At 63.8% G+C, this 12,630-nt stretch carries 12 protein-coding genes; 6 read left to right on the top strand and 6 right to left on the bottom strand.

What is annotated here, in order from left to right; genetic code table 11:
- The first annotated feature begins 388 nt into the window (after positions 1-388).
- Positions 389-2,686 carry a ComEC/Rec2 family competence protein gene (locus JQ600_RS11315; protein WP_212388846.1) on the top strand — a complete coding sequence of 766 codons (2,298 nt, stop codon included), beginning with the start codon at positions 389-391 and terminating at the stop codon, positions 2,684-2,686.
- 42 nt (positions 2,687-2,728) lie between these two features.
- Here JQ600_RS11315 and JQ600_RS11310 read toward each other — a convergent pair whose 3' ends face one another.
- The 5 genes from JQ600_RS11310 to JQ600_RS11290 all read right to left on the bottom strand — a co-directional run bounded on the left by JQ600_RS11310 (position 2,729) and on the right by JQ600_RS11290 (position 6,547).
- Positions 2,729-3,145: a hypothetical protein gene (locus JQ600_RS11310; RefSeq protein WP_212262341.1), complete on the bottom strand. Its 417-nt coding sequence runs from the start codon at positions 3,143-3,145 to the stop codon at positions 2,729-2,731.
- Positions 3,146-3,284: 139 nt separating this feature from the next.
- Complete coding sequence (locus tag JQ600_RS11305; protein ID WP_212389021.1) at positions 3,285-3,524, bottom strand: hypothetical protein; 240 nt, start codon at positions 3,522-3,524, stop codon at positions 3,285-3,287.
- Between the two features lie 250 nt (positions 3,525-3,774).
- Positions 3,775-4,482 carry a transcriptional repressor LexA gene (gene lexA, locus JQ600_RS11300; RefSeq protein ID WP_192733386.1) on the bottom strand — a complete coding sequence of 236 codons (708 nt, stop codon included), beginning with the start codon at positions 4,480-4,482 and terminating at the stop codon, positions 3,775-3,777.
- A 214-nt stretch (positions 4,483-4,696) separates the two neighbouring features.
- Positions 4,697-5,908 carry a gephyrin-like molybdotransferase Glp gene (glp, locus tag JQ600_RS11295; protein ID WP_212388844.1) on the bottom strand — a complete coding sequence of 404 codons (1,212 nt, stop codon included), beginning with the start codon at positions 5,906-5,908 and terminating at the stop codon, positions 4,697-4,699.
- A gap of 12 nt (positions 5,909-5,920) precedes the next feature.
- Positions 5,921-6,547, bottom strand: coding sequence for an HAD family phosphatase (locus JQ600_RS11290; RefSeq protein WP_212262333.1), 627 nt, complete (start codon positions 6,545-6,547; stop codon positions 5,921-5,923).
- Between the two features lie 153 nt (positions 6,548-6,700).
- On the opposite strand from JQ600_RS11290, the gene JQ600_RS11285 reads away from it, so the two are divergent.
- A complete protein-coding gene (locus JQ600_RS11285; protein WP_212262330.1) occupies positions 6,701-7,003 on the top strand; it encodes a hypothetical protein in 303 nt (100 codons plus the stop codon).
- Between the two features lie 69 nt (positions 7,004-7,072).
- Positions 7,073-8,245: an NADH:flavin oxidoreductase/NADH oxidase gene (locus tag JQ600_RS11280; protein ID WP_212388842.1), complete on the top strand. Its 1,173-nt coding sequence runs from the start codon at positions 7,073-7,075 to the stop codon at positions 8,243-8,245.
- Positions 8,246-8,342: 97 nt separating this feature from the next.
- Here JQ600_RS11280 and JQ600_RS11275 read toward each other — a convergent pair whose 3' ends face one another.
- Positions 8,343-8,822, bottom strand: a complete 480-nt coding sequence (locus tag JQ600_RS11275; RefSeq protein WP_212388840.1) for a GNAT family N-acetyltransferase — start codon at positions 8,820-8,822, stop codon at positions 8,343-8,345.
- A 307-nt stretch (positions 8,823-9,129) separates the two neighbouring features.
- On the opposite strand from JQ600_RS11275, the gene JQ600_RS11270 reads away from it, so the two are divergent.
- The 3 genes from JQ600_RS11270 to JQ600_RS11260 all read left to right on the top strand — a co-directional run bounded on the left by JQ600_RS11270 (position 9,130) and on the right by JQ600_RS11260 (position 12,362).
- On the top strand, positions 9,130-11,070 hold the full coding sequence (locus JQ600_RS11270; RefSeq protein WP_212388838.1) for a cyclic nucleotide-binding and patatin-like phospholipase domain-containing protein: 1,941 nt from the start codon (positions 9,130-9,132) through the stop codon (positions 11,068-11,070).
- A 200-nt stretch (positions 11,071-11,270) separates the two neighbouring features.
- Positions 11,271-11,594: a sigma factor-like helix-turn-helix DNA-binding protein gene (locus tag JQ600_RS11265; RefSeq protein WP_212262318.1), complete on the top strand. Its 324-nt coding sequence runs from the start codon at positions 11,271-11,273 to the stop codon at positions 11,592-11,594.
- 63 nt (positions 11,595-11,657) lie between these two features.
- The gene (locus JQ600_RS11260) at positions 11,658-12,362 is read left to right on the top strand and encodes a GNAT family N-acetyltransferase (protein ID WP_212388837.1); all 705 of its coding nucleotides are present in this window, start codon (positions 11,658-11,660) and stop codon (positions 12,360-12,362) included.
- The last annotated feature ends 268 nt before the right edge of the window (positions 12,363-12,630 follow it).

Here is a 12,630-nt window from a genome sequence, read left to right as displayed (position 1 = left end):
TCGAGGTCTGGTTGGTCATTGTCCCGCTCCATGTTGTGGCGCTGTGCGCTGTTGATCTGGAGCGAGTATGCCGGGTGGCGATCTGACGTGCTGTGACGAGAGTCAATATTGACTGCCGATGTCGTCAGAAAATCAACTTTTAACGGTCACAAGTCATCCTGAAGGCAATCGCGGAACGGACCCCAAAGCCCCCGCGAGAGTGATGCGTAAAGGAAACCCGCCGGGGCAGTTACCGGCGGGTTTTTCTTCCCACAGCAGTCTTGAGAGCGCGGGGCTTCGCTTCCGCGCGCGCGGCGCCTTTCCCCGATATTCTACTTCCGTTCTGCTAGCCGGCACCTGACACCTTCCGGTAGCTTTGTCCCCGCGAGCGTATCGTGTGGGTAGCTTGATGTCGGAGCAGGGCAACACGTCGGGCCAAAGGCGAGGCTACGCCGGCACGTGGCCGCCGCGTGGGGCGGCGCCGGTCGGCGGTCTCGCGCCCCAGCGTCTTGCGCTGTGGGCACCGCTGATCGAGACCTTGCGGCAATGGGCGCGCGCGGAGGCGGGGGCGGGGCGTTTGCTGCCCTGGGTGCCCGTCGCCTTCGGCACCGGCATCGCGTTCTATTTTGCCGCCGACCATGAGCCGGTGCTGTCGGTCGCGGCTGTCACCGCCATCGTGCTGTGCGCGGCGGCGTTCTTGCTGCGGCGGCACAAGATGTTTCCGGTCGCCGTGATGATCGCCGCCGTCGCCGCCGGCTTTGCGATTGCCACCTGGAAGACGGCGCGGATCGCGCATGGCGTGCTGGCGCGGCCGATGTTTTCGGTGGCGCTGACGGGATTTGTCGAAACCCGCGACATCCGCGAGCGCACCGACCGTTTTGTACTGCGCGTCGTGACCATGGAGAGCGCGCGCGACGCGACAAAAATCGAACGGGTGCGGCTGTCGGTCAAGAAGGGTACCGCGCCTGACGTGGGCAGTTTTGTCGAATTGAAAGCGCGGCTGTTGCCGCCGATGTCGCCGCTGCGGCCCGGCAGCTACGATTTCGGCCGCGACATGTTCTTCTCCGGCATCGGCGCCTCCGGTTTTGTGATGGGCGCGATCAGGACCGCGGAAGCGCCTGATGGCGGCGGGTGGAAGCTGCGCTATTCGGCGTTCATGCAAGGCATGCGGGATGCGATCGATGCGCGGATCCGGACCGTGCTGGAAGGCGACAAGCGCGCGATCGCGACCGCGCTTCTGACCGGCCGGCGCGATGCGATCTCCGAGCCCGTCAATGACGCGATGTTCATCTCCGGCCTTGGCCATGTGCTGTCGATATCAGGCTATCACATGGCTGTCGTCGCGGGCGTCGTGTTCTTTGCGGTACGGGCACTGCTGGCGCTGTTCCCGACGCTCACGGTTGGTTTTTCGATCAAGAAATGGTCGGCGGTGGCGGCACTCGCCGCGTCGGCGTTTTATCTGTTGCTCTCCGGCGCTGAAGTCGCGACCCAGCGTTCGTTCTTCATGACGGCCGTGGTGCTGATCGCGGTCATGGTCGACCGCCGCGCCATCACGTTTCGAACGCTCGCGGTCGCGGCCCTCATTGTCTTGACCATCGCACCGGAGGCGCTGGTGCATCCGAGCTTCCAGATGTCGTTTGCGGCGACCCTCGGACTGGTGGCGCTGGTGCAACTCGGCATGCCGCGCCTGTTCGCGCAGCCGGATCATTCCGCGACGGCGCAGGTGGCGCTGTGGGGCGGCCGCGAGATCACGATGCTGCTCCTGGCCTCATTGGTGGCGGGCCTTGCCACCACGCCTTACGCGGCGTTTCATTTCCACCGGGTGACGCCCTATGGCGTGCTCGCCAATCTCGCGGCGATGCCGGTGGTCTCGGCGCTGGTGATGCCGGCGGGCCTGCTCGGCCTGGTTGCGATGCCGTTCGGTTTTGACGGTGTGTTCTGGGCCATCATGGGCGTCGGCATCGACTGGATGATCGTTGTCACGCAATGGGTCGCGGCCTTGCCGGGCGCGGTTGGTCGTGTGCCGGCGTTCGGCATCGGCCCGCTGATTGCGGCGAGTCTTGGCATCATCCTGCTCGGCTTGTTGCGGACGCCGCTGCGCTATACCGGCGCGGCCGTGGTGCTGGTGGCGGCGGTGTGGGCGGCGAGGGTGCCGCAGCCGGACATCCTGATCGCCGCCGACGGGCGCAATGTCGGTGTCCGCGGCCAGGACGGCAAACTACATTTGATGCGCGCGGCCAAGGGCGCCGCGAGGGATGGCTTCCTCGTCAAGGAATGGCTGGCGGCGGATGCCGACGCCCGAAAGCCTGCCGATGCCTCGCTCACCGAGGGCGTCTCATGCGACGAGAGCGGCTGCGTGATGCAAGGCGCCGGTGGCGGGTTCGTGGCATTGGCGCTGCGGCCGGAAGCGCTGGCGGATGATTGTGAGCGCGCGGCGCTGGTGGTCACCGCAAGGCAGGCGCCTGCGGGGTGCGGCGCCTCGGTGATCTCTGCGGAGCGTCTGCGGCGGCAGGGCGCCATGGTGCTGCGGCGAAGCGGCAGCGGATTTACCATCGATGCCGTCAAGCTCCGGGGCGTCGATCGTCCATGGTCGCCGGCGATCGCGGGCGAGGGGGACGCGGAAACAACCATCCTCGCGCCGCGCCGTACGGCGCCGCGTGCGGTCGATGCGACCCCGTCGGAAGCGGATCTCCAGGCCGAGGAATAAGGATTCACGTTCCCCGGCGGGGCGCGACCGACGGCGCGGAATTCAACCGGTGGAAAGCGGTGTCGCCGTGTCCGCCTTCGTTGTTGTGCGCTCGGGAATCGGATGCACCACCGGCAATTGCAGCACGGTGACGCGCTGACCCTCGCAAAGCTGCGTCACCAGCACATGGCTGCCGTCGGGAAATTCGATCGCGTCGTGGTGACGCTCCTTGATATGCGGATCGATGGTGTTGAACTTGCCGACGCGAAAACCGATCGTCCGCGTCCAGATCCAGCGATTGTCGTATTTGACGTCTTGCGCGAAGGCCAGTTCGGTCCCGGGCAGCATGCAGACCGCGACTGCGGGGTCGCGTTCGCTGGCAAAGCCGCGGGTCGAGGTGCCGCGGAAGGTGGTCGATATCAATGTCTCGCCGACCTCAGCAGGACGCGTTGCCATCGCGTGCAAACTATAGTCACACATCGGATCGCTCCCTCGTAAGAGATAGAGACCCGTGCCTCCCTCGAGGCGCTGGCCTCTATCAGAGTGGACTTGAGCAAAGTCTATTCCTGTTCTGGGCAATAGTGCGACGGAAAGGCCGGCGTGCCCGATCACAAACGCGCTACGGCGGCTGCGGATCTTCGGGCATCGGCGGCAGCGGCAGTTCGAAGGCGCCGAGATGGAATTGCTCCCTTCCGTCGTCGGCAATCCCGGGCAGCGCGACCAGCGTGAACGCAGCCTCCGGATATTGCTGCCAGATCGCGAGATCTTCCGCCGTCACCATCAGCCAGCCGAACCGGAGCATGTAGCGGCCCGGCTCGGTCACGAGTCCCGCCCTCTGCCAGGTGATCTTGGTGATCATACTGCTGACCACGTCTCGTCCCCCCGGTTTTTGCGTCTTCGAGTCGAAGAAAACGCGTCAAACCAACCATCCTCGCCCGCACAGTTTTTGCCGCATTCTGGGCAATTGTGCGACGCGCGGCCCCACCGTTCTCCGTCAGGGCCGGGTCTTGATCTTGCAGCCAACAACGTGGATGCCCGGCACAAGGCCGGGCATGACGAGCTTACGGATGTCGTTACCGAACAGAAGCGCCCGCGAAAGCGGGCCGCCCTCAGTACTTCCGGTACAGCCCGATCAGCTTGCCCTGAATCCGGACCCGGTTAGGCGGCAGGATGCGGACTTCATAGGAGGTGTTGGCAGGCTCCAGCGCGATCGAGGCGCCGCGGCGGCGGAAGCGTTTCAGGGTGGCTTCCTCCTCGTCGATCAGCGCCACCACGATATCGCCGGTGTCGGCGGTCTCGTTGCGCTGGATCAGCGCCATGTCGCCGTCGAGAATGCCGGCGTCCACCATGGAATCGCCGCGGACTTCGAGCGCGTAATGTTCGCCGGAGCCGAGCATGTCAGGCGGTACGCTGATGGTGTGGCTGCGGGTCTGCAGCGCCTCGATCGGGGTGCCGGCGGCGATCCGGCCCATTACGGGAACGGCGACCGGACGGTTGCCATCGTCCTCGGCGGGCGCGCTGGCGGCGCGGACCTTGCCGAGCGTGCCTTCGATGACGCTGGGAGTGAAGCCGCGGCGGCCGTTGCCGTTACCGGCGCCCGCAAGCTCGGGCAGCTTGATGACTTCGATGGCGCGGGCACGGTTGGGCAGGCGGCGGATGAAGCCGCGCTCTTCCAGGGCGGTGATGAGGCGGTGGATGCCGGACTTGGAGCGGAGGTCGAGCGCATCCTTCATTTCGTCGAAGGAGGGCGGCACGCCGGCTTCCTTGAGCCGTTCGTTGATGAAACGCAGAAGTTCATACTGTTTGCGCGTAAGCATCTCGAGCAATCCCCCGGTTGGCGCGTCGTAATTCGTGGTCGTTCAGTTCAGTTGCGAGTGCGGTCTCAAATTCGGAAGTCCAAAACTCCCATTTGTAGACACTAGCTCTCGAAACAAATCATGAACGGACACTATATGTTCGATACATGTTCCGCAACCACTTAATTTCAGGTGAACGCGCGCCGACTTCGCCCGAACAGGCCGCCGCGATGCGTCATTCCGGCAGGCGCAGGAACTCGCATGGCGCGCCTGTCGGCAGCGCCGGCGCAAACGGCGGACGTATCAAAAGCGCCCGTGCCGCAGCGAGATTTCCAAGCAGCGACGAGTCCTGGTGGCTCACCGGCACCGCGATCAACGCACCGTCCTCGCGCTCTTCAAGTCGTGCGCGAAGATAGTCTTCGCGCTGGTCGTTGGCGGGGAGATCGCGGCCGAGCAGGGCGGTCTCACGCGCGTGATGGATGGTTTTTCGGCCCGACAGCGCGCGAATCAGCGGCACCAGAAACAGGAAACCACAGACATAGGACGAGACCGGATTGCCGGGCAGGCCGATCACCCGCATCGCCCCGAGGCGCCCGTGCATCATCGGCTTGCCCGGCCGCATCGCGATGCGCCAGAACGCCATGGCCACGCCCTCGGCCTCCAGCGAGCGCTTGACGAGGTCGTGGTCGCCGACCGAGGCGCCGCCCATCGTGATCAGGATGTCGGCGCCCGATGCGCGGGCGCGGCGGATGCCGTCGGTGGTCGCCTCGACCGTGTCGGCGGCGATGCCGAAATCGATGGTCTCGGCGCCCTCGGCCCGCGCCAGCGCGCGCAGCGCATAGCCGTTGGAGTAGACGATCTGGCCCGGGCCCGGGGTCGAGCCCGGCATCACCAGCTCGTCGCCGGTGGCGAGCACCGCCACTTTGGGGCGGCTGATCACGGCGAGTTCCGGATAATTCATGCCGGCGGCGAGCGACAGGTCGCGTTCGGTGAGGCGGCTTCCCCTGGTGAGCAGCACATCGCCCTCGCGGAAATCGGCGCCGGCGGCGCGGATATGCCGTCCCGGTTTGGCGGTTTCCGTGATCGTGACGTGGTCGCCGCTGGCAGCCGTGTCTTCCTGGATGATGACGGCGTCGGCGCCATCAGGGATCACGCCGCCGGTGAAAATCCGGACCGCTTCGCCCGGGCCCACCATGCGCTCGAACGGGCGGCCCGCCGCGACTTCGCCGATCACCTTCAGCCGCGCGGAGAGGTCGGCGGCGTCGGCCGATCGCACCGCATAGCCGTCCATCGCGGACATCGCCTGTGGCGGCTGGGTGCGCTTTGCCGCAAGGTCGCGCGCGAGCACGCGATGCCAGGCGGTGTCGAGTGCGGCCATTTCTTCCGCCAAGGGATCGGCGCCCGCAAGGATCGCGGCCAGCGCATCAACGACCGGCATCAGGGCCACGGCAACACCCTCTCAAATTCCCAGCGCGGCAAGCGCCTTTGCGACGTCATCCGGCCCTGTCACATGCACCGCGGCCAGGCCGCGCGCCCGCGCGCCGTCGATGTTCGCGGCGGAATCGTCGAAGAACACGATGCGGGAGGCGGGAACACCGATCGCCTTGACGACGTGATCATAGGCCGCCGCATCGGGCTTTCGAAGCCCGATCGTCGATGACAGGTAGATTTCGCGGAAATGGCCGAGCACGCCGGCATAGGCCTGGCTGAAATGCACGACATGCGCGTTATTGGTGTTGGAGAAGGCATAAAGCGGCAGGCGTTGTCCGGCGCGCGCCAGCGATGCGGCGATATCGGGCATTTCGCCGGCGAAGATCGCGTTCCAGCCTTCCAGGAACTGGGCGTCCGATATCCCGATGCCGAGTGAGCCACGCAGGCCTGCGAAGAATTCGGCGTCGCTGATCTCGCCCCGCTCGTGGCGATGCCAGGCATCATTGGGCAAGAACCGCTCGACCAGCTGTGCCGGCTCGCAGCCGGCATGGCCGGCCCAATTGGCCACCACCTTGCCGAAGTCGATATCGAGTACGACGCGTCCAAGATCGAACAGGAGCGCGTCGGCGGAGTTGGGGAGAAGCGGGGCGTTCATGCCAGACGTTTACAAAACTGGACCGCTCTGGGCAACGACTGGCTGCAACCAGCAAAATGCTTGTTTTCGCGAGCAACTTCCGCCCAATCCAGCACTTAGGCTGGCGCGGGAGCTGTGCTAAGCGTTTGGCCGGAAAGTCCGGGGAGTGATCGCATGAAAATGATTGGTATCGTGGCTGTGATGGTCTTGCTGGCCGGGCCGGCGTTGGCCCAGCAGGCACCCGTTCAACAATACGGGGAGCCGGACAAGGAAAAGTCGCCGTCGGAGATCGCGGCGGCGAAGGAGGCCGAGCGGGCCTACAAGCGGTCGCTGGGCAATATTCCGGAGCAAAAGAGCACCGATCCCTGGGGAACCGTGCGCAGCGACAATGCCGCCCCGAAAGCCGCAGCCAAGCCGCCCGCGAAGCCGAAGGCAGCCAAAACGGATATCAAGACCGAGACCACCGCAAAACAATAACAGCCGCCCGCCGGCAGCTTGCCGGGACTGGGGTGCCCAGGATTCCAGGAAACCGGCGAGGACGCTAGAATGTCGAACACGCTGCTGTTTTCGCCGGTGACGATCCGCGGCGTTGAGCTGAAGAACCGCATCGTGGTGCCGCCGATGCACCAATATTCCGCCGTGAAGGGGTTTCCGACCGACTGGCACCTGATGAACTCAGGCAAATTCGCCGCCGGCGGGGCCGGGCTTGTCGTCGTCGAGTCGACCAAGGTCGAGCGCCGCGGTTGCGGCACGGTCGGCGATCTCGGCATCTGGGACGATGCCTTTGTCGAGCCGCTTGGCCGCCTCGTTAGATTCATCCATCAGCAGAATGCGGTCGCGGGCATTCAGCTCGGCCATTCCGGGCGTAAGGCGCGCGCGACCCGGCCGTGGGAAGGCGACCGGCCGCTGCAACGGACGCCCGAGATCGAGGATTGGGACGCCTGGTCGCCGGTGGCGCCGAGCGCGATTGCCCATAGCGAGAAATGGCCGGTGCCGAAGGCCCTGGAGCGGAGCGAAGTGAAAGACCTCGTGCAGGCCTGGGGCCAGGCCGCGCGGCGCGCCCATGAGGCCGGCTTCGACGTGCTGGAGCTGCATGGTGCGCACGGCTATCTCGTGCATCAATTTTTGTCCGAGCGATCCAACCAGCGCACCGACGAATATGGCGGCTCCGAGGCCAACCGGATGCGCTTCATCACCGAGATCACCGAAGCGGTGCGCACGCACTGGCCCGACCACAAGCCGCTGTTCGTCCGCCTGTCGGTGGACGACAACGCCGGATGGGGACCGGAGCAGAGCGCACGGCTGGCGAAAATCCTCAAGAGCAAGGGCGTCGACGTCATCGACTGTTCGTCCGGCGGCATCACCGAGATGGCGCCGATCCTGGGCAAGGAAATCAAATACAGCTACCAGGTGCCGCTGTCGGACTATGTCAAACGCCACGCCGATATCATGACCATGGCGGTCGGCCTCATCATCCATGGCGACCAGGCCGAGCAGATCCTGCAGGACAAGCAAGCCGATCTGATCGCGGTGGGCCGCGAAATCCTCAACAACCCGAACTGGCCGATGGACGCCGCCCTCAAACTCGGCGTCGAAGGCCCGTTCCGCAACGTGCCCCCGCAATTCGGCTATTGGCTGGGCACGCGCGCCAAGCGCGGCTTTGGCACGCAGCCGTCGACCTGGCAGAGCGGGCTGAACGAGGCGGGGAAGCTGACCTGAAGCTGGTAGCCCGCATGAGCGCTAGCGATATGCGGGTATCGGAGGTGCGAGAGCCCCGCACATCGCTTCGCTCATCCGGGCTACATAACAATCCGCTTCACATCCGCTTCTCGAAGAACACACTCGCCGCAATGGATTGCGGCGCTTTCAGCGCGTAATCCCCAAACGCGGAACATTCCCGGAATCCCGTCCGTATATAGAGCCGCATCGCCGCGATCTGGCGCGTTCCTGTCTCCAGGCGCAACATGGGAAGTCCGGCGCCACGCACCTCGTCTTCGATGCGTGCGAGAATGGCGTCGGCGACGCCCTGGCCCCGCGCGGTGCCGCGCACATACATCCGCTTGACCTCGGCATATTCAGGGAAGAGGGCGACGCCGCCGCAGCCCACCGCCGCGCCGTGACGTCGCGCGAGGAAGAAGCGGACATGCGGTTGGAAGATCGCATCGATGGAAAAGCCATGCCGCTGCTCCGGCGGATACTCCACCGCGAGCACGGCCTCGAGCTCGCCGATCAGCAGGCGCACCTCATCGGTCGCGGCCAGCGCAACTTCGATCTGCACGTCATCGCCGTTGCTCATCGGTGCTCCTTCTTGGACCCGTACGTTAGCGAGCTTGGCCCGGGCGAGCGAAGCGATATCAGGATTTTTTCAGATTCGTCCGGATAATTGCAACGAGATGCCGAAGATTGCAGGCGGCTTAACGCGATCGATCAAATGTCGAGTAATTGACATTACCGCCCATCTACCATGGCTCAACTAATCCCGTTGTCCTGACGTATGGCAAGGCAATTTGAACGCGTGAGCTGCTATGTGTCGGCGCGGCTATGAAATAAGTTGGCGGCAACAAGGTCACTTGCGCCGCGCAGTCTCGATCGAGGAAAACATAATGGTAGATGGTGCCACCGCATCTGAGCCACCCTTCGTCCCCGACGCTCCCCTTCTCGCCGATGCCGCAACGCCTCCCGAGGCCTTCGTTCCCTCCGACGTCTCGATCTTCAGGATGCTGACCGCAGAGCAGCGTCAGGAGATCCGGGGTTTCATGCGCGAGCTGGTCATTCTGCGCGGCGAAGAGCTTGTCGCCGAGGGCGATGCGTCGGACGCTTTCTTTGAAGTCGTGCGCGGCGCATTCACGGTGCAGCGCGCGGGCGACGAAGGGCCGATTGCCGAACTGGGGCCGGGCGATCTCATCGGTGAAATCGGCTTTTTTGGGAAGATCCGGCGGACGGCCACCGTAACGGCGATCAGGGATTCCTGTGTTCTCTCATTGTCGCGTGCCGCTTACAACAAAATTGCAACTGAAGCGCCCAGCATCGTTGGTTTCCTGCTTGAGGCGATGGCGCTTCGGGTGGCCGAGACGACGTCGCGCGTCGTTCCCAATCGACAACTTGCGCGCACGCGAACAATCGTGGTTCTGGAAGGGGGAAGGGAGCCGGTGCCGCCGCAGTTTTACGCGTTGCTGACACAGGCGCTCGGCAACGCGGTGGTTGAGATCGTAACCTCCCAGCGTATCAATCAAATGTTCCCCGGACGGGATCCGGACGATGAAGAAATAACCGGCTGGCTGCATCGACTGGAGCAGGCATCCGATCTCGTCGCCTATTTTGGCGACCGGGAGCTGACGCGCTGGACCCAGAAATGCATCCGGCAATCCGATCAGGTCCTGTTCGTATGCAGGGGCAGGGCGCCGGACGATTCCCTGACCGAAGTAGAGGCTGCGGCGTCGACCTATCATCGAACCAACGAGCGGCGGCTCGTGCTCGTTCATGATGAGCGAAGCGGTGAAGTGCGTGGCACGGGCGCCTGGTTGAGGCGCATGCCCGTCTTCATGCATCACCACATATCGCTCCAGGACGACATCGATGTACGGAGCCTGGCGCGCTTCCTGCTCGGCCGGGCGATCGGGTTTGTGGCGGCTGGCGGAGGAGGATTGGGGCCGGCGCACCTTGGAATCTACAAGGCGTTTCGCGAACGCGGCGTTGACTTCGATATCTTCGTCGGAACCAGCGTCGGGGCTGCCATGGTCGCCGGCTTCGCCAAGAACCTCGAAGCTGAAGATCTTGATCGAGGCACGGACGATATCTTCGTCAAGAGCCGGAGTTTCAAGCGCCCCACCTGGCCGCGATACTCCCTGCTTGACCACAAGGCCCTCGACCGCGCGCTTGCGGAGGCGCTCGGGGCGGATTGCAACATCGAGGATTGCTGGAAGCCGTTTGCCGCCGTGGCAACCAATCTCTCCACCCAGGCTGGCGAAGTCATTCGTACTGGTTCGCTGTGGCAGGCCGTGCGGGCGTCAGCCTCGATTCCAGGCATCTTGCCGCCGTTCTACACCAAGGATGGCTCGATGCTGGTTGACGGCTGTCTGATCGACAACATTCCGCTTGCGCCGATGCACAATCTCAAGCGCGGGCCCAACCTGGTGGTCCATTTTGGCAAGCAGGAAATCGAACGCTTCGAGGTGGATTACGATGCGCTTCCGGGACGCCTCAAGCTGATTTCCAGTCTGCTGCTGCCGTTTGGCAAAAAGCGCCTGCCAAGGGCGCCATCAGCGGTCAGCGTGCTCTGGCGCAGCCTGCTCGTGCATCAGCGCGTGGATTCGATTCCGGTGGGCCCCGCCGATTTTGTGATGCGTCCGCCGACCATTCCTGGCGCCAAGGTCATGGAGTTCGACAATCACAAGCGTGTTTTCGAAGCGTCCTATCTGTGGGCAAAATCAACGCTTGAAAGCGCGGAAGGCGATCAGCACGCAGCACTGCTCGCGATTCTCTCAAAGGGTTCGCCATTGCGCGCCGCTGCCGGCCGGACGTTCGCCGAGTTGGCCGCAAGCTGAGTTCAGGCGTCGCTTTGACGCGTGCATATCTATCATTTGAATAAAATTTATCCTGTTTTAGGGTTTCACCGCGAAAGCGAACCTGAAACCATTTTCCGTTCCACAGAACTATTCTCTGCAATTCACGAAGTCGTGCAGAAACGCGGCCTCCTTATTCGTCCGTTCCATCGCGTGAATGGAAGCGCAATAAGGAGACGATCATGCAAACGACTTCTGCCGAGACCAGCGCATCGGCCCGAGAGAACGGAATCTCCTGGCTGAACGAGGCCGGCATCGATCTGTCTCAGATGATGCTGCGGCTTGGATGCGCCAGGACGAGCGTGGAGCTCGACCACTATCTCAGGAGGTTGCTGCCGGCGCATCGCGAGGTGATTGAACTCGTCGACTTCGCGCTCAAGTCCCTCGAGGAAGCAAGCGAGATCATCGGCCTCCCACAGGCGACGATCAAGACGCGCTTGTTCTACGCCCGCAAGGCGTTGGTCGACGTGGTCAAATATCAGAATATCGAGCCCGTTGCCGCCTAGTGCGCTCCCGGGGAGGGCATGACCTCCTCGACCCCTTCACCAGTATGTTCAGAGGAGCCGGTCATGAATTCGATCGAATGGCGGCATGAAGTGATGGTTGTGGATTGCGACTCTCCCGCGCTCGCACCAATGCTCCAGGGCGAAGTGCTCGACGTCGCCGCGGCCTTCGTAGCCACGGCAACCGCGGCGGTTTTCGAGATTGTGCGGTTGCGGACCGGTAAGTCGGTGGTGATCCGCTTGCTTGAACCAGATGACCGCGAAGCGCTGCAGGCCTACTTCGAGGCGCTGTCGCCGGCCGCGCGGCGCAACCGGTTCACCGGCGCCAGCCATGGCCCCTCGGACCGGGATCTCGATTTGTTGTTTCGGTCCAGCGCGGACAGTCGCTTCGCTGTGGTCGCCGTCATGACGGTGAACGGCGTCGAAACGATCGTCGCCGAGGCCTGCTATGCGTTCGATCGGGCAACCGGCGGCCTGGAGTTCGGCGTTTCCGTCCACGATGAGCACCGGGGCTGCAGCATCGGTTCTGCATTGCTTTCGAATCTCGAGCGCCTCGCGGCGGCATTCGGCGCCCGCCATATCTTCGGCGACACGCTGCGGACCAACGATGAGATGCAGGCCCTTGCGCGCAAGGCAGGCTTTTCCTTCTCCAATACGCCGGGCAATTGGTGCGAGCGCCGCATGGTGAAGCCGTGCCTGGCGGCGTTGGGCACGATGCTTGGCGGCGTCATGCCGGGGTTCGGGGCGGCCGGAAAGCTGTCTGTCGCCTGATCCGATGCGATCGGCTTGAAGCAGGCCAGCCGCCGCGATGGTCGCGAAGGCCGTTCGGGCCTGCGTGCAATGACGCGTGGGCGCGACAAAACGACCCGACGGGCAAATCAGTTCTGATTTACGGAAATCGTGTCAAGCCCCAAAATAAAAAATATTTCTGTTTACCAGAAGGCAAATCAGGTGCATATCTTTGCCCATCCCGTCCTACTCAGAAGGGCGTCGGCCGTCGTCACGGACGTTGGGCGGGTTGCGGTGGACGCTGGTTTGC

The sequence above is a fragment of the Bradyrhizobium sp. AUGA SZCCT0176 genome (assembly GCF_018130145.1).
Classification (GTDB): Bacteria; Pseudomonadota; Alphaproteobacteria; order Rhizobiales; family Xanthobacteraceae; genus Bradyrhizobium.
Note: the sequence above shows the minus strand (reverse complement) of the source record. Positions and strands in the feature narration are given on the sequence as shown.